The sequence below is a fragment of the Paenibacillus sp. B-A-8 genome (assembly GCF_048572915.1).
GTDB lineage: Bacteria > Bacillota > Bacilli > Paenibacillales > Paenibacillaceae > Paenibacillus_AQ.
The window spans coordinates 6547843-6569846 of record NZ_CP183882.1; the positions used below are offsets into that span (position 1 = coordinate 6547843).

Genomic DNA, 22004 nt, shown 5'->3' on the forward strand with positions numbered 1-22004 from the left:
AAGAGTGCGGTCAAAGTTCGGTTTCTGGGCAGCAGCGATCCACCGGACGTTTAGACGGCACTCCATTTGCGTTCCATTCCACTTTATACAATAGAAGTAAAGTTAAGCTTAGAAAGTTATCCTTTATATTGTACTTGATAGAACGGCATTTGTGTGAAACTGCAGAATAATAATTATTCTATCCTGTAATTGCAGGTTAGAACCTTCCCGATTTAAAAATCGCAAAGATCAACCATAAAAACATCAGAAGCGCCACTACGCCGCCAATCTCCACTGTAGGGAAATTCCATAACACTGAAGGCTGACCGCGCATCGCAGTCCCAATAATGAGTCCAACCATGATGATACTGAACGCAAGCATCACAATACTAAATGCTAAGCGATTCCCGACCCGGTCCAGCTTTCGCTCCAAATGCTCGAGCTCAGGTGCCACAATCTCTACCTTTAGCTTTCCCTTAGTAATTAGAGCAGATAGCTGCTTAGCCTGCCCAGGAAGCTCCAGCAGACTTTCCGTTAAATCAGCTACGCCTCCGAGGAGCTTGCGCTGCAATCGGGGACCGCTGAAGCGCTGCTTCACGAGTTCCCGTCCAAAAGGCTCTGCCATCTCTAGAATACTAATCGTTGGATCCAAGTTGCTAATGACACCTTCAAGCGTCAGCATCGTCTTGCCGAGCATCGTTAGATCCGGGGGAAGGACTAATCGATGCTTGCGAGCGATGCCAAACAGATCGTTTAGCGCTTTACCTATGCTCATCTTACTGAACGGAACATCATAATACTCATCGCGGAGTCGATCCATATCATTATGGAGCGCCGCACGATCAGCATCCTCAGGGATGACTCCGAGACGCAGGATTGCCCGGACCATAGCGTCCGTATTCTTGCGCATCAGTGCGATGACAAGCGCAGACAGTTGTTCTTTCATTTCTTCGTTCAGTCGCCCCATCATGCCAAAATCAATCAAAGCCAGCTTCCCATCCGCCATCCGTATAACATTTCCTGGATGAGGATCCGCATGGAAAAAACCATGAATGAAGATTTGTCTTAGCATCATTTCCACGAGCTGCTGAGCGATAACCTTAAGCTTAACTCCGTTACTCAGCAGCTCATCACGACGACTCAGCGTAATCCCTACTACATATTCCATCGTAAGTACTCGCGTTGACGTATAATCCCAATAGATATCCGGGATGTACACTCCATCATAATCCATCTGTTGAGCAATTTTCTCTGCATTACGCCCTTCTTGGCTATAATCCAGCTCGCCAAGAAGCGATTTCGAGAACTCCTCTACCATACGGGATAACTGATATTGCCTTGCCCAGCCTAACTGCTTCTCAGCAAGCGCGCTTAGATCTTTGAGAATTTCCAAATCCCTGCTCATCGTTCGCAGAATGCCAGGGCGCTGAACCTTAACAGCCACGACCTGCCCACTGTGAAGAACAGCTCTATGCACTTGACCGATTGACGCAGCCGCAAGAGGCGTATCCTCAAAGGAATGAAAAATTTCATCCATCCGTTGATCCAGCTCATGCTCCACAATCGTGCGCACGCGTTCCACAGGGAACGGAGGCACATTATCCTGTAGTTTTACCAATTCTTGAATAATAGAATCAGGCAGCAGATCTGAACGGGTACTGGCAAGTTGTCCAAGCTTTATAAAGGTTGGACCCAAATCCTCCAGTACTAGCCTAATCCGCTCCCCGAGCGTAAGACTTGTATGTGCTTCTTGCGTTACAAGACGGCGTGGAAGGGATAATAAATGATAGAGCCCCAGCTCCTCCACCATATAACCAAAACCATGGTGCATAAGCGCCATGGCAATGGACCGGTATCGTCCGGCATGTCTAATACGTACTGCCATTTAGTCCGTACGCGTTTCCGCCGATGTTCCTTCTAGATGGGAAATCCCCTCTAGCTCGGCCAATCGACGCTCCAATACAGCAATTCGGCCTTCCAGCTCGTCAATATCACTTTGTACAGGAACCTTCATTTCCTTCAACACGCGTTGTACTTGCTCTTGTACAACAGACTTGAGCATGCCTCGCTCTTCCTCGCCGCGTTCAATCAGCCGATCAACGAGGGCCTTAGACTCCGAAGGAGCAAGCTCCCCTCGCTTCACTAGTTCTTCAACAACCTTTTCTACTTTTTCCTTGCTAACAATGGTGAGGCCCACTCCTAAAGAGATCGCTTTTTTAAACAAATCACTCATAGTACTTTCCTCCCAAAGATTCCGTTTCATTACAAACGGAGTTGATGATTAAAGTATACCTCACTGTGTGCATATTTCAAAAAGCCGGGACATCGTCTTAATTATTTACCGGAATACGGGCAGCCCAAGTCGCCGCCTGCAAGATTAATTTTCGTAATGCCGGGTGACGGAAGGATGGCTCATGGTGACCAGGCATAAGAAATACTACTCGTCCTAAGCCATAGCTGTGGCACCATGCAGCCGGCAACCATCCATCCTCTGATTCATATTGAAGTAGAATGGTCCGCTCCGTAAACGGGTCAAGTTCAAAATGATATGGCTCTTCATCCAGCTGGAAGTCTTCAACGCCCTCAGTAATGTCATGCTCCAGCACCTTGAAATTCATCGGCTCGTAAGCGGAGTGGCCGTTAAAGCGGCCGCCAATCAGCTGAGCCAGCTCGTTACGCTTCGTCAAGGAAGCACCTGTATGAAGAACAATCAGTCCTCCACCACCGCTCACATAGCTGAGTAAGCCAGCGGTTTGCTGAGGCGATACAGTTTCATTCCACAATTCGTTGTAGGCTATACATAAGTCATAACTTGCCAGATGCTCAATGCGCATCAATTTTTTATTCTCCGAACACTGAACGGTTAATAAATCATTTAAAATCTCACTAATTTGTTGGTCCACTCCTTGAAGTGGATGGAAACGGGGATGGGTGTAATCACCAAGTAATAGACATTTTCTTTTGTCCATGGGGATCCTCCTCCTTATTCATTGTTATTATTCATCACATGTTGCCTATATTCTAAGGAAAACTGCTGCGAATGTCCATGCAGATGGCAGGTTTACTACTCTTAAGACATCATCTTCCGGGAAAAAAAGCATCCCCACCCAGTGAACCCGGAGGGAATGCTTCTGTGTGGTAACACCAATCTTGTAAGGCTGCCGCACAAAATGGTCTAGCGATTCGCTGCCACATATTTGCCCAGCTCTACAATCATGCTCCCCATCCGTTCATGCTCGGGCATAATGATACGCTGTACGCCCTCTTCCTTAAGGGCTTCAGAGGTAATACGCCCTACAGAAACGGCAAGTACCTTATCCTCAAAAGACTTCAGCATCTCTTCCAGCTTGCCCTCTTCCCGAGCAAATTGAGAGAGAAAACGAAACTGCGGCGCACTCGTAAAAGCCACGGCATCAATCTTGCCTTCTATAATCTCAATAAGCAGCTTGTCAAGCTCCCCCGGCTCTGGTGGAGTATGCCGATACGGCAGCACTTGACTGGTATTTGCCCCTGCCTCCTGCAGCCATGCGAGCATACGAGGAGCTGGATCACCATGCAGCTGCAGAACGACCTCCTTGCCCTGCAAATCCAGGGATTGAAGCCCACAAATCAGTCCGATCGTACTTCCGTCGTCGTCGCGAAACTCTGGCGTAAGCCCTCTTTTTTTCAAAGCATTCACTGTCTTATAACCCCGTGCAGCAATAATAGAACCAGAAAGTACTTCTAAAAAGCGATCGGCGATGTTCAGGCGTTCAGCCGTTTCGAAGAGAGCGTCCAGTCCCATGCCTGTAGTAAGGATCACCAAGTAAGGTGGATGGCTGATCCATGAATTCAAGCCTTCCTCCAATGCCTCATCATCAAGAAATACAGTACCTTGGGCAGGTCGGTATAATGCCGTCCCCCCCATATTTTGGACCAGCTTGGCCATTTCTTCCGATTTACGCGGTCCCGCCAAGGCGACAATGAACCCTTTCAGTTGCTCTGCCATGTACTATTATCTCTCCTCTCTCCGTTGCCTAATCCAGCATTATTGTTTATCAGTATACTTGGAAAGGACTGCAAAAGGGAAGATAAAACCATCGTTATCCTATCCGAAATATATATTTTTACTAGGAGGAGTGTATCTTAAAGGTACTCACAAGCTTTTGCAGTTCCTCCGCAAGACGACTAAGGTCGGTAGACGAAGACGCCATCTCTTCAACAGAAGCAAGCTGCTCTTGTGCTGCCGTTGCGATGGTCTCTGTATTCACAGCCGCCTCTTCAGAGATGCCGCGAATCTCTCCAATTGCCTTCTCCATATGATTTGACTCCACCAATAAGGTCTGTACCGCACCGCCCATCGACTCAATCTTCTCCGCGGCACTCTTGACTGCTCTACGGATACGGGAGAAAGAACGTCCAGAAGTATCTACGGCCTCAATTCCTTCGGTTACGCGCTGCTTTGTATCCTCCATTGTATGGGTCACCAGCTTCATTTCACTATTAATGGCAATAATCTGCTCTGCAATTAGATGCGCTGATCTCTCTGATTCCTCTGCCAGCTTACGCACCTCGGCAGCAACAACGGCAAATCCACGGCCATGCTCTCCAGCTCTGGCCGCCTCAATGGAAGCATTGAGAGCTAACAGGTTGGTCTGACGGGCAATCCCTGTGATGACGCTGACAATGCCCTCAATTTGATCCGTTCTTTCATTCAGCCTGTCGATTACACTGCCAAGCTCTCCCACCGTTCTATGAATACCATTGATCTTATCCACCACGCTAATGACCGAATCATTTCCTTCTGAAGCAGAGAGCGAAGTCTTGTCCATCATCGCAGACACCTGCTCCATATATACGGAAATATGATCCACTTCGCTTGTCGTCGCCGCTGTACTTTCCATTCCTTTTCGTACACTGATCACCTGCTGTTCCGTACCTGCTGCTACCTCCTGGATCGCTATCGTCATCGACTCAATCGTTTGGGCATTCTGCTCTGCACTAGCGGTTAGTTCTTCGGCTGAAGAGGATACATTGCTCGTCATCTCCTGTACGCCGATGATCATCTCCCGCAAGCTGAGCACCATTAATTGAAAGTTCTCGGCAAGCATGCCAATTTCATCTTTGCGGAACCCCCTAATGTCTTCGGACAAATCACCTTTCGCTATCACTGCAGTTGCTTTCCTCAGCCGGAGGAGCGGCCGCAGAATAGATTGAATATTAAAATAGATCATGATCAGCGCAAGCAAAACGGAAACTATAATAACAAGCAGCGCTGTATTGCGAATTCCGCTCGTTGCCGATGTCACTTCATCTACGCTTATCGTACCTCCGATTCTCCAGCCCGTAAGCTCATTCACCGTAAACATCATCTTTTTGTGTGTACCCTTATAGACATAATCAAAAGTACCTTGATCTTCCTCAAACATTCTCTTTATAAAATCATCGGATGATTCCTGTCCAATCGCCTCTGTTGGATGAACAAGATATTTCTTGCTGTTATCAAGGATAATAATGTATCCTTCCTTGCCAACCTTAGTCGAAGTCAATTCGCCTAAGGCAGATAGATTGAGATTCAAGGTTACCACCCCGTTACCACTCTTAAGAACCGTTGAGATCGCAATCGCTGTTTCTTGATTTACGGTTTGAAAGGCCGGGGAAATCACAACACCATTCCCGTGCTTCAGAGAATTAATGTAGGCACTCTCCTGCCTGGGATCGTAGCCTTCGGGCAGTTTGGCTTCCGAAGCGTGGATGGATTGCCCCTTGCTTGTACTAACATAAATATCTAACACATCAGGATGTAACACAGCGTATTCCTTTAATCTGTTCTTCATAGAAGCTGCTGCCCCCCCAGTTACCTCACTATTGGTCCCTTCATCTGTGAACTCAGCGGCAAAATAAGAGACAGCATCTATTTTGGATTGAATATTCGAGTTGATGATTTCATTTACTGCTACAACACTTTCGGTAGCATTGCTCACCAGTTGATCTTCCACTTCATGGCTAGCAGATTGATAGGTTCGCCAGCCGATAATGATACTGGGCAACAGCAGAACTAATAGGTATGTAAGAATTAACTTGGCTCGGATACTCATACCTGTTTTTTTGTTCATAAATGTCATCACGCTCTCTCTCTTCGAGTCTTAAAGTAGGACCTATTTACCAGACTAAATATATAATTATATATCCTACTTTGGAACCGATTTTCCTCCTATCTTTCTTCATTTTTCTCATTATTTTTATGAATTGTCATATAAACGCAACAAAAAAAAGATTATTTAAAGTAATCAATAAATCACCGTCAAGATGTACGAAATATGAAGCATTTTATTTTTGACAGGTGAACGATCGTTCACTATAATTAGGTTAACAACTGTTCACCAGTTTGCTTTAAGGGGAGAGGATTTCTAAATGACTACTAAAGAAAAGATTCTATATGAAGCATTAGCGTTATTTTCGAATCGTGGATACGGCTCTGTATCTGTACGTGAAATTGCTGGGGCTGTAGGGATTCGTGAAAGTGCATTATACAAGCATTACAAAAATAAACAGGATATTTTTGATACAGTAGTTCAAGTAGCTGCTGAACGGATTCAGAAGTTGCAGAAAAATTTATCGGAATCATATGTAGGTAATGATGTAGAAATTAATTGGAGTGTGAGTGATCAGTTACAGGAGGTATACAGTAGCATCTTTTCTTTTTATTTAAATGATGAGATTATGTCCCGATTCCGTAAAATGATGACGATCGAGCAATATAGAAATCCAAATATGAGCCAGCTCTTTCGGGAGATGTTTATTGATAAGACCTTACGCTATCAGTCGGAAGTGTTCCGTCAAATGCAATTGGATGGGACGCTGATCCAAAGCAATTCAGACATTATGGCATTGCACTTCTACTCACCAATCTTCCTGCTGTTGTTCCGTTATGATGGTCAGATAGAGAAGGCGGACGAAGCTTTAGAATTAGTCAAAAGTCATATTAAAGTTTTCTTCCAGATTTATAGTCGAGTAAGGGAGGAGGAGTAGACGATGAAACAACGGGCAAATTCTAATTTGAAGAAATGGATAGCAATATTTATAACGATTATCGTCTATTATGTAATTCATGAAGGTGCACATCTGATTCTTGCTCTCTGCTACGATGTATTTGAAAGAATACGTATCGTCGGATTATGGGGTGTTCAAATTGTCACAACGGACGGGGAATTATTGGGATATCGGCTTGCGATTTTCTCAGGGATCAGTAGTATTGTTACCATTTTAATCGGGTATCTTCTTTACGTACTAACTCCTCAGATCCTTAAGCTTAGAACTAAAGGTTTTATCATATCGATGTATTATATAACAGCTTGTTTCCTGTTACTCGATCCGATTTACATATCCATTTTGTCCTCTTTTATAGGCGGCGGTGGAGATATCAACGGGATTGTAACAGGTTTAGGGATTCCCGAAGTTCCAATTCGAATGGTGTTTGGTTGCATTGCTCTGCTTAATATTTTTCTTTTTACTAGAAAAATATCCCCCCAATATACCAAGCTATTTAGACGCTGATTTAAGAAAGGTAGATGATTACTTTTACTTTGGTAAAAACGAATCACCCACCGTGAGCAGAATTAACTAAAAGAGGCTGATTCTTAGGTCATAAACTTAAGAATCAGCCTCTTCTATTTTAGTTCACGTTCTTGTTCTTGCAGTTCGGGCAGACGCCTCCGAATACCACATGAGCATGACCAATTGTATATCCTGTATCCTTCGCCACTGTGTTCATCCAGTCTCGTGGAACTTGGTTCATTACCTCATCAACCGCACCGCAAACCTCGCAAATGATATGCTGATGATCATCCATGCGGGCATCATATCTGCTGGCAGCCTCACCAAGCTTAAGCTCACGAATCATTTGTTTATCTGAAAGATAACGAAGAGAGTTATATACAGTACCGTATGCTAAGCTATGACCTTGTTCTACTAGCCGGTTCATTACTTCCGCAGCAGTGGGATGGTCATGTGAATTAAGGACGATATCGTAAACGGCTTGACGTTGGGAAGTCAAATTTAGACTTTTCATTACTATCATCCTCTAACTTGTTTTTAGATCAAGTATAAATCGTGAGTGTAAGTACGTCAATCCCACTTTTATCCACTCATTACTTTCTAAGCTATTTGATCAATCCAGAATATTTGATGTTTACATCAGCCTCGACCTGAAAATCAAGCCCAGCATAGAGGTCCTTCCACACTTCCATTTCGGTATCATTATTAAAATGCCTAGCTCCATAGTGAAGTCCCCACCCAAAAGGATCCAAACCGCTCTTATGAATTTTTTTCAGTAAGGCTGAGATATCATCTTCCAATTCTTTCTCGCCAGCTGTCTGAATTTTTTTCAACTTGCTATGTGTCACCAAGTCCGGACTGCTACTCTCTTCTAGGATCCCTTTAATCTTAATATGGTATCGAATAGTAGCTTTTCCGCTCTCCGTATTTAGTATCTTGTAGTCCGACGATGATCTCTCTGTGTAATACTGATACATGACCCCCTCAGTATGGGCTGGCAAATTGGTCCGTAAGTTGGAGCGCGACAGCAAATTGTATAGCCGGGTTTCGTTCGGTGAAAGCACCATCTTGATTTTCTCGCTATCCAGTAGAGCAATTTTGTTAATTAAGAACTGACTCTTCCCTTTGGCCTCGATAATCGGCAAAATCGGATCAATACCCTTCTCATAAATATTTCTCATCAGCTGAAAGGAATACACACTAGTAATAAAAGGAGACTCCGTTCCCTGACCACTCATCGCCAGAATAAGAGAATTCGATGGGATACGCTCCGATTCGGGTCGTACCTGCAGCACTTGAAGTGCCTCCGGACGCCCGACTGCAAAATTTACAATAAGCTGGACATTTCTGCGCCGCACGGCCCAATCCATAACATGCTGAATATCTTTACGTGCGATCCCTTCTCCCAAAATAATCGATTTACAATGGGAATAATCAAGCTCCTTCTCCACTTTTGACTTCATTCTGCGGAGCGCTTCCGAAATACTTGGGGACTCTTCGGTTAATATCTGCATCTTCTCATCAATCTTGGTAACTTCCCCCTGCGGGATGGCAAGCTTCAAACTAATCTTGAAGGTCCCTTCTTCTTCGCCAGGGTCAACACCGATCGCCAGTACGAATATCCTTAAATCAATTTCTTTGAAGTCACAGCCGGCAAGGAGTAGCAGTAACACAATTCCTATTGCACTAAGTGCTTTTCTCACATGCCCTGCCTCCTTACTTTACGATAACAATAAAACAGCAGTGCGATTAAGAACATCTCACCAAACCAGCGGACTTGTAGAAACCAAGCGCCCATTAAGTTGAGCTGATATTGATCCATCCACATTAAGGAGAGGACCACTCCGCTAAATAAGCACAGGATGAGCCACTCTTTCCATTGCTCTGCCTTCTGAGATTTTTTTTTCGTAGATGAAATAGCACCTTTCAATAATCCTAACCCTACATGCCAATGAACAATTACACTCACCAGAGATAATGTCATATAGGCAAAATAAAAAATAAACAACATCCGTTCAATGATAAAAGATTCTATCCGGATACTGTCTGCCGTCGAGAACCACGTATATACATGTCTCTCAATCGCAACAGTACCGAAATAACCGATAGGGACCAAAAAGGTTACGAGAAGTACGAGAAGTCCTTCCACCCCTAAAATCCAGACATGCTTTAGCTTTAACCCATGAAATACCCGATTAAAGATGGCTAGATTAATATAACCACTAAAAGAAAAGGTAGCTGCCGAAAGACTCATCAGATCCGGCTTATGCCAGATGTATGTAGTGATCTGCAGAACAGAATCCCAATTGAAATCTGGATTGGTCAGCGCCTTTACAATGCCATAGATAATTAACGGTAATGTAACGACAAGAATGATTTCAAGACCATACAAAAGTGATAGTGAATCAAAGCGACAGCAGATGCAGACCAATATCAGAAAGCCGATCACGACAGTATATGGGCTTGAATTCGGACTGACATATCTCAGCGTAATATCTACAAAGGAAAGCAAGGTAACCCCCCCAGCCACACACCATAAACCCGCAAAAAAGACAAGTAAGGGTTTGACTAGCAGCTTAGGAAGAAGAGGGTTAAATATTTCCGGAAACCCCTTACCAGGAAATTTAGCAATCAATACAGTAAATATATAGACAAACAATGTGCCAAGGACCGTTGCAATTAGTATGGAGAACAAAGCACCGTCAAAGCGTCTGTCTATTAGTTCCCTAGGAACAAAATTAATGATGTTGATCAGGCTGTTCATCAGAAAAAGACAGTAGAAATAACGGCTTTTGGCCATCAATGTTCCCCGCCCTTCTTCTTACCAAGGTTATCAAGAAAAAACAATCTGAAATAAGGTTGTCCAAAGCTACGCTGATTGCATAAATACATCGCAAATCCCACAACACAGACCACTACACCAACCATTCCTAGAACAGCGGCAGCTATAAGAAAAATGTACTTCAGCACGCGTATCGACAAGCTCATCATATTCAGAGGAATCAGAAAATTGGATATCGCAACGGCTGAGACCAATATAATCATAATATTACCTACAAGCCCTGCCGCCGTAGCTGCCTGACCTAAGATTAGACCTCCGACCGTCGTGGCCGTTGGACCAATCGCTTTGGGCAGACGTAAACTCGCCTCGGTCAGAAATTCCATCATCATAAGCATTAAGAGCACTTCCACAAAAGATGGATAAGGCACGGTCGCGCGACTACCCGAAATGAGTAGTGCAACCTGCACACGAACAATCTCTGGGTTATAAGAGGTTAGTGTTACATAGACAGCAGGCAACCAAAGGGTCATGCATACACCGATAATCCGCAGTAGCTTTAAGAAACGGCCCACAATAGGAAATTGGATTTTATCATCCATGGATGTAAAGAAATCGTTAAATATGGAGGGCAACACTATCGCATATCCCGTTGTATCCAGGATTATCGCTACTTTTCCTTCAGACAAATTAAACACAACTCTATCAGGTCTTTCAGTAATAATAGACTTAGGGAGTATTCTCAATTTATCACTGCTTATAAACTTCTCAAGTTCTCCCGTAGCCTGTAAAATATCAACCTTTAGGGTATTCATCTTCTCCCTTAATTCCGCTAATACATTATGATCAACACGACTGATGTCGTATAGGATGGCCACTTTTGTTTTGGAGACATCGCCGATGACCATGGTTTCCATTTTGAGATTAGCGGATTGATAGCGTCGACGAATCATGTTCAGATTAACCGCAATATCCTCTGTTAGTGCATCTGAAGGTCCCTGTGAAATGCTTTCTGCAGACGTTTCACTAACACCGCTGCTCTCTGTACTCATCGCGTCGAAAAGACAAATCACATCATTTATACCAAGAAGAGCATAGCCGCTAAGCAAAAGCTCGATCGCTGTTTCCTTAGTAGTCTCCTCTTCCGTCCCCGGATACGTCGTAATGTAATCAAGGTAAGCGTTAGTATCCCCCATCTCATAGAACGGCGTAATCACATGGCGACTGAGCGTCTGCGAATCTGTAACGCTTTTAATATAAATTAAGTTGATCTGCCCAAAAGGTGCAACGAGCGTTCTATCAATTAAATCGGCAAATCCGTCCAACTCACCCTTGATCCATTCCAGAGAAACATTGTGCTTATCCTGTTGAACTGACATGGATCATCCCTCCTATTTATCCTGCGCTTCCCGGATTCCACCTTATTTTGGCACTATTTCTCTGAATTCATGCACTGCACATATGAATACAGAGTTTCTTTTAACGGGACTGTGGTAATAAATGAAATGAGGATTGTACAGATGGAGGGATACTAAGATGGATTCGCACCGTAAAATAACGCAAGGTCTCCCGCAATTTCCAGAATCATTATGGAGAGACACTACGGATTTGCCGGCTTTTCCAAAGCTGACTGAAGATATTTCTACAGATGTCGCAGTGGTAGGCGGTGGGATTACAGGAATTACAACAGCCTATCTCTTAAGCAAAGCAGGGTATAAAGTCACGCTCTTGGAGGCAGGGGAAATCCTCAGTGGCACTACGGGTTTTACAAGCGCCAAAATCTCCGCTCAGCACGGATTAATCTATCATCATTTGATCAAGCATTTCGGGGAAGAGAAGGCCCGCCTCTATTATCGATCTAACCATGAGGCTATGAACTGGATCTTACAAACGGCGGAAGAACTTGAAGTGTCTTGCGGTCTGAAACGCGAAGCGGCTTATTTGTACGCAGATGCTGAAGATCATAAAACGCTTAAAGAACTGAAGGATGAGTATAAAGCCTATGAACAGTTGGGTCTGCCTGGTGAATGGCTGGATAACGTTTCTATCCCCCTAATGGCCAGTGGTGCGATTAAATTACCAGGACAAGCCCGCTTTCACCCCCTCCAATATTTGAAGGCCTTGTTAAAGGTTATAGTGGAAAAAGGCGGCGTGATCTATGAGCATACGATGATGGCGGACAAGGTGGAGAAGCACGATAAGCTTACGCTTTTTACGGAAAAGAACGACTATCGGATCAACTGCCGTTACGCCGTGTCGGCTTCTCATTTCCCCTTCTACGATGGAGGTGCGTTATATTTCTCGCGACTGCATGCTGAGCGTTCCTACTGTCTGGCGATCCAACCCGAAACGGATTATGAGGGCGGAATGTACTTAAGCGCTAGCGAACCCACCCGTTCTCTGCGCGCTGTGGAGTGGGAAGGGCGAAATCTGGTTATCGTTGGAGGCGAGAATCATAAGACAGGCCAAGGCATCTGCACGATAGGTCATTATGAGAATCTGGAATTGTTCGCAGGCCACTTGCTGGGCATCAAGTCGATCCCTTACCGCTGGTCGGCACAGGATTTAATCACGCTGGACAGAGTCCCATACATCGGCAAGATTTCGGACAACGAAGAGATTTATATCGCGACCGGATTCGGAAAATGGGGTATGACAAGCGGTACCTTGTCCGCTCAAATCATCTCGGATCAGATTCAGCGCAAAGATAATCCATATACGGAGTTGTACGATCCATCCCGCTTCAAAGCTGGCGCCAGCATAAAGAGCTTCATCGTCCAAAACGCTAATGTGGCCAAGGAGCTAGTAGCGGGTAAAGTTGAAATTGTCCATAAAAAGACAAGCGATTTGAAGGCAGACGAAGGGGCTGTTGTCTTCCACGACGGCAAACGAGTCGGCGCCTACAAAGATCCAGAGGGGAAACTTCATCTGGTGGACAGAACCTGCACTCACATGGGCTGTGAATGCGAATGGAACGACGGTGACCGTTCTTGGGATTGCCCTTGCCACGGTTCCCGCTTCTCCTTCGATGGAGAAGTTTTAGAGGGACCTGCATCGGTTCCGCTGACGAAGCTTTACGAATAAATTCACTTCGTTCGTGAAAATGCTATGTTCACGGAAAATCTGTACAATCACGAAAAATCGCATCTCTTTACATGAAAGTTTTCAATTTGTTTTCTTGGGACGATTGTAAATGCCCTATAGCATTCAGGTATAATAGGACATGAATGAAGCATAAGCTTCAAAAATGTTTAAAGGAGCGTGACGTTAGAGATGGATTTGAGAGGAAAGAGTGTTGTGATTACTGGTGCAGGCAAAGGAATCGGTAAAGCCTTAGCCATGGCACTAGCTAAGGAAGGTGCTAACTTGGGCCTGATCTCCAGAACTTCAGGCGATCTCGAAGCGTTAAAATCAGCCCTAACGGAAGTATACGACGTTAAAGTTAGTATTGCCGTTGCGGATATCGCTGTACGCGAAGAAGCTGAACGAGCAGTTGCTTACCTGCAAAATGAGCTAGGAACATTTGACGCATTAATCAATAATGCCGGAATTGCGAAATTCGGTACTTTGGTAGAAATGGACCCTGCCGATTGGGAAAGTCATATCCAAGTCAATCTTTACGGCACCTATTATGTAACTCGCGCTGCACTGCCAGCTATGATTGAGAAAAATGGCGGGAATATCATCAACATCTCGTCTACAGCCGGAGAGCGCGGCTTCGCGACTGGCTCAGCTTACTGCGCATCCAAGTTTGCACTGATGGGCATGACCGAAGCCCTCGCGCAAGAGGTGCGTAAGCACAACATCCGCGTCGTAGCTTTGACTCCAAGTACTGTTAACACTGGACTAGCTTCCAACGCTGGACTTAAAATCGGTGACGAAGATCGCATGATGCAGCCTGAGGATGTAGCTGAATTGGCGTTAACAGCCTTGAAGCTGCCGGATCGTGTCTTCCTAAAAACAGCAGGACTCTGGACCACTAACCCGCAATAAAAAGGACTGGCTGGTTTTGCACCAGGCTCTGATTGCGGCTTTTTGCAGGAGAATGCTCATGGGAGAGGAGCAGTAGAGCGGATTGGGTGTCCTTGTGCCAGTCAATCCCTTTGGTCTGCTCTTCTCCATACTCTGATTGCACTTTGTGCGATAGAATGCCTCTGGGAGCGGCTGAAATATGGTTTGATTGCACTTTGTACAATCAAACTGGAGAATCCCCCCCCTTTAGGCGATTTAACCACAGTTCTATTGTACAGAATGCGATAGAATGCCTAATGTAGACTGTTTTCAGGCTGTTCTGTTGCACATTCTGCAATCAAACTCCATTTTTGGGGCAAGAGATGGTTACTTTAGCGCCAGATTGGGCAACTGGAGTTTAGAGGTACTTATTTATTCGTTGGTTCTAATAATAATGTTGTGTGCTTGTAGTTACGCTGGGCGCTTCGGCTCTGAACACTACTTGGCGCTCGAATAACAATAGTTGCACTATATACATCTATTCAGCGTAATTAAAGGATCCGTTACACTTTAATTGCACTCTGTGTAACTAAAAGCAAATAATGCTCGACCATTTCCCAGATTCATCTTATTTAGTTGCATAGAATACACTTATCGCTTCATTTCTAACGAACCAGAACTTTAAAGTGTATAAAGTGCAATTAAATATTCAATCTAATGTTTATATATGTATATCACACTGCTGAACGGAGGTTTATCTAATATGCTGGTAGTAACAAATACCATTAAGGTTAAAGAAGGTCATGGTGAAGCCATTGCTCAACGTTTCGGAGGAAATAACGGTGTACAGGATATGCCAGGTTTCGTACGCATGGAGGTTTGGCAAGGAAGTGCCAAAGAAGGTGTTGAGGAACTAAAGATCTGCACCATGTGGGAGAACGAGGAAGCATTTAAAGACTGGACCTCCAGCGACTCCTTCCGTCAATCACACCGTGGTGCTGGTGGAAATGAAGCCATTCTTGGAGCATCAATCGACAAATATAAGCTGATGATCAGCCGAACACCCGGCACCAGCAATTAAGTGATGTAGGCCGAATCGTACAATGAATATAAGTTCGACTGCCACGACAATAAAAACAGGGATGCCCTGAGCCAATATGGCTTTGAGGCATCCCTGTTTGTTTTTACAGTGTGTTGCTTATTGCTCACTACCACGAGGGAGAGCTTCCTCCACCTCTTGATGTTTCCCCGGCCAGAATGCCCATCGACCAAAAAGTGTCGTAATAGCTGGCACAAGGAACGGACGAACTACGAAGGTATCAAGCAGAATACCTAGAGCGGTAATGATACCAAATTGCACAAGCACCTGAATCGGTAAGCTAGCTAATACAGCAAAAGTACCTGCCAGAATGAGGCCCGCCGAGGTAATTACCGAGCTAGTCTCATTTACACCTTCTGCGATCGCCTGCTTAAGCGGCATGGTTTTACGCTTTTTCCAAATATTCGAGATCATAAAGATGTTGTAATCTTCTCCAAGTGCCACCAGGAATACAAAAGAATAAAGCGGGATCGCTCCCTGAATGGCATCTGCCCCCATCACATAGTGAATAATAATCCAGCCTAAGCCAAGTGCAGAGAAGAAGGAGAGAATGACCGTTCCAACCAGATAAATGGTTGCCACTATGGAACGCAGATATATCAATAACAGCAAGGTGATCAGCCCAATGACCACAGGGATAATCAGATCCGTATCACGATCTCCGATTTTTTTGGTATCATACTGAGTTGCTGTCTGACCGCTTACCCAAACATGATCCGCAGGATTCTCAACCCCTACATCAATCAGCGCTTGCTCTGCCGTTGCTAGAAGGGCTGGAATATGCCCCATCGCTTCAAGTGAATAAGGATTGTTCTTAAATTCGAGATCGAAACCCAGAATATCCTTGTTCACAGCACCCTGCTGAGCGTCGGAAACCGTGTCCACATAGGTGAGCCCTCCGAGAATGACTTTGAGATCCTCTCCACTTGCTTGCCCCTTAGTATCAATAATCAGCTTAGCAGGAGCTAGTTCTCCCGGGGAAAACTGCTTACCGATGAGATCAAACCCTTCGCGGGACTCCATATTTTTAGGAAAAGAAGAAAGGATATCATACGTGAATTTGATTCCACTAGAGAACGAAGCCAGAATCCCTAGTCCGATAACGGTCACGCCTACGATAGCCCAAGGCCTGGAAACTACAAATCCGCCAATCCCTTTTTTATGGGAGACTTTTGGTTCTGGAGCAGGTTTGCCTTTAGCCTTGGCCCGTTCAACCTCCATTTGCGGAGTACGCGGAATGAATGGGAAGAACGAGGTCCGCCCGAAGATTGCCAACAGTGCAGGTACAAGCGTTAAGCTAGCAATCCCCATAATGAAAATCGACACGCTGAACGGTATTGCAAAGCGATGATAAGCTCCATACTTAGCCAGCAATAACGCAAACAGCGCGAGCACGACAGTGAAGCCACTCATAGCGATAGCCCCTGAAGCATCGGTAATGGAACGAAGTAGGGCACGACTTTTGCTTTGCTCTATCTTCAGAAGCTGACGGAATCGCGAGATCAGGAATAAACAATAATCCGTACCCGCACCGAACAACAGAACCGTCATGATGGAGACTGCCTGCGAATCTACGGTGATCCAGCCTTCTTGCGCCATTTTTCCAAGAATCGGACTAGTTACACCATAAGCGAATCCAACTGCAATAAGTGGAATAAACGCCAAGATCGGCGAACGATAAATCACTAATAAGAACACCAGCACAAGCATAACCGTAGCAATTAACAAGGAAACGTCAGCGTTCTGAAACAGGCCTGAAGCATCTATAGAGATGCCCACTGGACCCGTAACACGTAAACTCAGGTCTTTTCCATCTACCTTAGCTGCGGAGGGGTCTCCACCCGTCTCTGTGTTTATGATCTTCTTCATTTCTGTCACAGCTTCACCGAGCTGATCACTATCTGCCGTTTTATCAAAAAGCACCGGGGTTACCAGTGTACTAAGATCCTCAGATAATGAGGCTTGCAGTGCCTGCGGCGGCAGCTTCCCTAGTGGGGGAACAAAGTTCTGATGGGGTAACGGTTGCTGCTCCAACTTGTTGTATACAGCAGTGATATGTACTAAATCGTCTTGCGAAAGCCCACCTTCTCTATGCCATACGAGCAATGCAGGTACTCCGCTTCCACTTGGAAATTCTTGTTCTGCAATGGCTGTTGCCTGTATTGATTGTGCATCATCTGGGAGATTGGGCGCATTATTAGCAACTTGAGAATTCACTGCAGGCCATAATAGGGTAAGTGCACCTACTAGCACTATCCATACGAGAAGAGTAATCCATTTCGTCTTTTTTCCTGCCACCCATTTACCGTAGCCTGACATTCCCTTCATCCTCTCTTTTATCGTGCAGCCTCAAAAATGAGCCGCGGGTCATTTTTGATTCTATCATACCTATCCTTAAATTTTTAATCAAACCTTTTTTTATTATGAACGCTGCCTTAAGAGATCCCACCACATATAAAATACCCCTCCTTCACATAAATAATCAGCAAAATGTGAAAGGAGGGGTTTATAGTTTGCTATAATTTTTTCTTCACTTCAATTTAGCCTGCGTCCAAATCACCTTCGGAGAACTGACTGTTGTAAAGATCAGCATAGAATCCGCCTTGTGCAAGCAGTTCCTCGTGGTTGCCCTTCTCGATTACACTACCTTGATTCATAACAAGGATCAGGTCGGCATCTCGAATCGTCGAAAGACGGTGAGCAATTACGAAGCTGGTTCTGTTTTGCATCAATGCCTTCATTGCTTTTTGAATTAATAATTCTGTCCGTGTATCGACACTGCTTGTTGCTTCATCAAGGATAAGGATCGATGGATCGGCCAGAATCGCACGAGCAATTGTAATCAGTTGCTTCTGCCCTTGTGAAATGTTAGAAGCTTCTTCATTTAACACCGTATTGTAGCCAAGCGGAAGTGTGCGAATAAAGTGATCGGCATGAGCAGCCTTGGCCGCACGCACCACATCAGCTTCTGAGGCACCTTCACGTCCGTAAGCAATGTTATCGCGGATCGTACCATTGAACAGCCAGGTATCCTGAAGCACCATACCAAATTTGCTTCGCAGGTCACTCCGTCTCATATTGGTAATATTGACACCATCAATGATAATTTCCCCATCATTAAGCTCGTAGAAGCGCATCAACAGGTTAATCAAAGTGGTTTTACCCGCACCAGTAGGGCCGACAATCGCTATGGTCTGACCTGGACTAACCTCAATATTCATGTCCTCAATCAGAATCGCATCTTCTTTATATCCGAACTTCACATGACGGAACTCAACGGAACCTTCCGGAGTACCTTCATCAAGCTTCGCAAGCGTAGTATTAACTTCCTTAACTTCTTCTTCTTCATCCAGAAGTTCAAATACCCGTTCTGCGGAAGCAATAGTGGATTGAATAATATTCGCAATGTTAGCCGTTTGTGCAATCGGCTGGGTGAACTGACGGGAATACTGAATAAAAGCTTGAATGTCCCCGACATCGATCATTTTTTTAGTAACAAAGATACCGCCGACTACACAAATCATTACATAACCCAAGTTACCAATAAACATCATGAGCGGCATAATCATACCGGACATGAATTGGGCACGCCAGCCTGAATCATAAAGCTTATCATTAATTTCATCGAAATCCTTAAGGGATTGCGGCTCACGACCAAATGCTTTGATAATCCGGTGACCTGTATACATTTCTTCTACATGACCGTTCAACTGACCAAGCGATTTCTGCTGTCCGACAAAGTAAGTCTGCGAACGTTTGGAAATAGCCATAATCACAACGAAGCTAAGTGGCAATGTAACAATTGTAATCAACGTCAGCCATGGGCTGATGGTAAGCATCATTATAATGACACCGATAATGGTGACAATAGAAGTAATCAGTTGAGTTAAGCTCTGTTGCAGTGTAGTACTGATGTTATCCACATCATTCGTAGCACGGCTTAGAATTTCCCCATGGGTACGGGAATCAAAATATTTCAAAGGCAACCGTTCCAGCTTACTGTTAATCTGCTCACGCATGTCGTAGACGACCTTCTGAGCTACACCAGCCATTACATACTGCTGAATATAGCTGAACAGAGCACTAAGCAAATACAGACCGGCAAGTATGATCAGGATATCATTAATGTATCCAAAATCAATGGAGGCTCCCTCGACACCCATTAATTTGCCGTAAGCACCTTCGAACAGTTTAGTTGTTGCTTTACCCATAACTTTAGGGCTGAAAATACTGAATACAGTACTGGCAATTGCCATTACAAGAACGATAATCAATTGAACCATACGAGGTCTTAAATACTTAATCAGACGACGAAGTGTACCCTTGAAGTCTTTAGCCTTTTCTGCAGGCATCCGCATGCCAGGGCCGCCACCAGGTCCAGGACCTTTATGGGTGCGCGGAGCTGCAGCTCTATTGTTTTGTTCACTCATGCTATTTCCTCCTCTGACAGCTGCGAGGATACGATCTCGCGGTACACATCACTGCTCGCGAGCAGTTCACGGTGAGTGCCCATTCCGGCGATTTCACCCTCATCAATAACAATAATCCGGTCGGCATCCATAACGGTACTAACCCGTTGAGCTACGATTAGAACAGTGGATTCCGTGGTTTCATCTTTGAGTGCCGCACGAAGCTTAGCATCTGTTTTGAAATCAAGGGCAGAGAAGCTGTCGTCGAACAGATAAACTTGAGGTTTTCTCACAAGCGCACGTGCAATGGACAGCCGCTGTTTCTGACCACCAGAGACATTACTGCCGCCTTGAGCAATTTCCGAATCAAATCCATCTTTCATTGCTGACACGAAATCGTAGGCCTGAGCTACCTTGGCTGCATGAATGATTTCTTCATCGGTAGCATCCTCTTTACCGTAGCGAATGTTTTCGTTAATCGTACCTGAGAACAATACCGCTTTTTGAGGGATGTAACCAATTTTGCTACGTAGCTCTTCCTGAGTCATCTCACGCACATCTACTCCGTTAACACGTACAGCACCTTCGTTAACATCATAGAACCTTGGAATCAAGCTAAGCAGCGTAGATTTACCTGAACCAGTACCCCCGATAATCGCAGTAACTTCACCTGGGCGAGCACTGAAGCTAATTTTGGAAAGTGCAGGTTGTTCCGCGCCAGGATAAGAAAAGGAGACATTATCGAATTCAACAAAACCACGCATATGATCACGGCCGTCTTTTTTAGTTGCTTGAGCCGTTGTTTGCAGTTCACTCTCTGAAGGATCTGTGAACTCCGGCCGCATATCCAGCACTTCATTGATACGCAAGGCAGAAGCTGAAGCACGAGGAATCAACACGAACATCATCGATACCATAATCAGGGAGAACATAATTTGCATCGCATATTGAATAAATGCCATCAGTGAGCCGACTTGTAAATCGCCGTCGCCAATCCGGATTCCACCAAAGTAAAGAATTGCGATCATGGAAAAGTTCATAATAATCATCATAAGCGGCATTAAACCGGCCATAATTTTATTTACTTTGATCGCTGTGTCTGTCAGATCACGGTTAGCCTCGGAGAAGCGCTTATTCTCATGATCAATTCGGTTAAATGAACGGATAACACGGATACCTGTCAAATGTTCACGCAGCACCAGATTTAATTTATCCAGCTTAACCTGTATCGCTTTAAACAACGGTAATCCCTTCATCCCGATGAAGAAAATTGCGCCTACCAGTACCGGAATTACTACTACGAAGATCAAGGATAATTTCGCATCTTCAGAAACCGCCATGATGATACCACCAATCATCATCATCGGTGCACCAATCATCATACGCAGCATCATGGTAAGTACAGTCTGCACCTGCGTAATATCATTCGTTGTACGTGTTATTAAGGATGCAGTACCGAGCTTATCGAACTCATGCAGCGTAAAATTCTCTACATGGTTAAACACACGAGCACGGGTAAGTTTACCGAACCCCGCTGCCACTTTTGCCGATAAGTAACTGGCAATGACTGAACATAACGCTCCGCCCCCTGCAACTAGAAGCATGAAGCTACCTATTTTCCAAATATAAGTACGGTCCCCTTGAACAATCCCTTTGTCCACGATGTCGGACATCAGCGTAGGGAGGTATAAGTCGCCCATGGACTGCAAGAACACAAGAATTAATACAGCACCAATAGCTACTCGAAATGGCTTCAGTTGTTTAAATAATTTAATCAAGCTTCTCATCTCCGTTCATTTGTAGCCTATCCCAATTAGGTGGCGGATTATCCTCAACGAATGCATGTACTTTCAGCAACAGTTCTGTGAGCTGCTTAGTCTCTTTTTCACCTAAGTACTGTACGAGCTCATCAAGCATTGCATCTCTATATTGCTCTGCTCTTCGTGTGAGTTTTTTTCCGCTCTCCGTCAATTTCACGCGTACGACTCTCCGGTCCGAAGGATCTGCGTGTCTTTCCACCATTTGTTTCGCCTCAAGACTATTAATCAACTGCGTAATAGTTGGAGGTGTGAATCCGAGAAGTCGGCTGATCTCAGATATCTTTAGACCCTCATCATCAGAATGATTCCATTTTTCAATGCATATCATTAAAGTCATCTCACTCGGCTTATGGCCTTCAACACCCTTGTGCCATTGGCCTTTATGCAGCCTTTTCATCGCCGCAAAAAGCTTGTGTGCGACTGAATTTTCA

General features: G+C 44.7%; 18 protein-coding genes. 5 read left to right on the forward strand and 13 right to left on the reverse strand.

Annotated elements, in window-relative coordinates; genetic code table 11:
• Positions 1–196: 196 nt before the first annotated feature.
• The 5 genes from ACN6MV_RS29575 to ACN6MV_RS29595 form a co-directional block, all read right to left on the reverse strand.
• Positions 197–1864, reverse strand: coding sequence for an ABC1 kinase family protein (locus ACN6MV_RS29575; protein ID WP_419885386.1), 1668 nt, complete (start codon positions 1862–1864; stop codon positions 197–199).
• Positions 1865–2212, reverse strand: a complete 348-nt coding sequence (locus ACN6MV_RS29580) for a phasin family protein (RefSeq protein ID WP_042131416.1) — start codon at positions 2210–2212, stop codon at positions 1865–1867.
• A 97-nt stretch (positions 2213–2309) separates the two neighbouring features.
• Positions 2310–2948, reverse strand: coding sequence for a ThuA domain-containing protein (locus ACN6MV_RS29585; protein ID WP_042131417.1), 639 nt, complete (start codon positions 2946–2948; stop codon positions 2310–2312).
• Between the two features lie 206 nt (positions 2949–3154).
• Positions 3155–3967 (reverse strand): uroporphyrinogen-III synthase, encoded by an 813-nt coding sequence (locus tag ACN6MV_RS29590; RefSeq protein WP_419885387.1) that lies wholly within the window; start codon positions 3965–3967, stop codon positions 3155–3157.
• 121 nt (positions 3968–4088) lie between these two features.
• Entirely contained in the window at positions 4089–6083 is a 1995-nt protein-coding gene (locus tag ACN6MV_RS29595; RefSeq protein WP_419885388.1) for a methyl-accepting chemotaxis protein, read from the reverse strand.
• Positions 6084–6372: 289 nt separating this feature from the next.
• On the opposite strand from ACN6MV_RS29595, the gene ACN6MV_RS29600 reads away from it, so the two are divergent.
• Together ACN6MV_RS29600 and ACN6MV_RS29605 are read left to right on the forward strand one after the other, a co-directional pair.
• Positions 6373–6990, forward strand: a complete 618-nt coding sequence (locus tag ACN6MV_RS29600) for a TetR/AcrR family transcriptional regulator (RefSeq protein ID WP_419885389.1) — start codon at positions 6373–6375, stop codon at positions 6988–6990.
• A 3-nt stretch (positions 6991–6993) separates the two neighbouring features.
• On the forward strand, positions 6994–7515 hold the full coding sequence (locus ACN6MV_RS29605) for a hypothetical protein (protein WP_419885390.1): 522 nt from the start codon (positions 6994–6996) through the stop codon (positions 7513–7515).
• A 118-nt stretch (positions 7516–7633) separates the two neighbouring features.
• Here the strand turns inward: ACN6MV_RS29605 and ACN6MV_RS29610 are convergent, their stop codons facing one another.
• The 4 genes from ACN6MV_RS29610 to ACN6MV_RS29625 form a co-directional block, all read right to left on the reverse strand.
• A complete protein-coding gene (locus tag ACN6MV_RS29610; RefSeq protein ID WP_042131422.1) occupies positions 7634–8029 on the reverse strand; it encodes a Fur family transcriptional regulator in 396 nt (131 codons plus the stop codon).
• Between the two features lie 91 nt (positions 8030–8120).
• Positions 8121–9218 carry a Ger(x)C family spore germination protein gene (locus ACN6MV_RS29615; protein ID WP_419885391.1) on the reverse strand — a complete coding sequence of 366 codons (1098 nt, stop codon included), beginning with the start codon at positions 9216–9218 and terminating at the stop codon, positions 8121–8123.
• Positions 9215–10315, reverse strand: coding sequence for a GerAB/ArcD/ProY family transporter (locus ACN6MV_RS29620; protein WP_042131424.1), 1101 nt, complete (start codon positions 10313–10315; stop codon positions 9215–9217). The genes ACN6MV_RS29615 and ACN6MV_RS29620 overlap by 4 nt, the downstream gene beginning before the upstream one ends.
• Positions 10315–11673: a spore germination protein gene (locus ACN6MV_RS29625; protein WP_419885392.1), complete on the reverse strand. Its 1359-nt coding sequence runs from the start codon at positions 11671–11673 to the stop codon at positions 10315–10317. The genes ACN6MV_RS29620 and ACN6MV_RS29625 overlap by 1 nt, the downstream gene beginning before the upstream one ends.
• A 157-nt stretch (positions 11674–11830) precedes the next feature.
• Between ACN6MV_RS29625 and ACN6MV_RS29630 the strand changes: the two genes are divergently transcribed.
• The 3 genes from ACN6MV_RS29630 to ACN6MV_RS29640 all read left to right on the forward strand — a co-directional run bounded on the left by ACN6MV_RS29630 (position 11831) and on the right by ACN6MV_RS29640 (position 15326).
• The gene (locus ACN6MV_RS29630; protein WP_375104242.1) at positions 11831–13378 is read left to right on the forward strand and encodes an FAD-dependent oxidoreductase; all 1548 of its coding nucleotides are present in this window, start codon (positions 11831–11833) and stop codon (positions 13376–13378) included.
• 189 nt (positions 13379–13567) lie between these two features.
• Entirely contained in the window at positions 13568–14287 is a 720-nt protein-coding gene (locus ACN6MV_RS29635; RefSeq protein WP_042131427.1) for a 3-ketoacyl-ACP reductase, read from the forward strand.
• A gap of 721 nt (positions 14288–15008) precedes the next feature.
• A complete protein-coding gene (locus ACN6MV_RS29640; RefSeq protein ID WP_419885393.1) occupies positions 15009–15326 on the forward strand; it encodes an antibiotic biosynthesis monooxygenase in 318 nt (105 codons plus the stop codon).
• A gap of 117 nt (positions 15327–15443) precedes the next feature.
• Here the strand turns inward: ACN6MV_RS29640 and ACN6MV_RS29645 are convergent, their stop codons facing one another.
• The 4 genes from ACN6MV_RS29645 to ACN6MV_RS29660 all read right to left on the reverse strand — a co-directional run bounded on the left by ACN6MV_RS29645 (position 15444) and on the right by ACN6MV_RS29660 (position 21970).
• Positions 15444–17672: an MMPL family transporter gene (locus ACN6MV_RS29645; RefSeq protein WP_042131429.1), complete on the reverse strand. Its 2229-nt coding sequence runs from the start codon at positions 17670–17672 to the stop codon at positions 15444–15446.
• Positions 17673–17884: 212 nt separating this feature from the next.
• Positions 17885–19774 (reverse strand): ABC transporter ATP-binding protein, encoded by a 1890-nt coding sequence (locus ACN6MV_RS29650; protein ID WP_419885394.1) that lies wholly within the window; start codon positions 19772–19774, stop codon positions 17885–17887.
• Positions 19771–21531 carry an ABC transporter ATP-binding protein gene (locus ACN6MV_RS29655; protein WP_076120239.1) on the reverse strand — a complete coding sequence of 587 codons (1761 nt, stop codon included), beginning with the start codon at positions 21529–21531 and terminating at the stop codon, positions 19771–19773. The genes ACN6MV_RS29650 and ACN6MV_RS29655 overlap by 4 nt, the downstream gene beginning before the upstream one ends.
• Positions 21524–21970: a MarR family winged helix-turn-helix transcriptional regulator gene (locus ACN6MV_RS29660; protein WP_042132546.1), complete on the reverse strand. Its 447-nt coding sequence runs from the start codon at positions 21968–21970 to the stop codon at positions 21524–21526. Before ACN6MV_RS29660 ends, ACN6MV_RS29655 begins: the two co-directional genes overlap by 8 nt.
• Between the last annotated feature and the right edge of the window lie 34 nt (positions 21971–22004).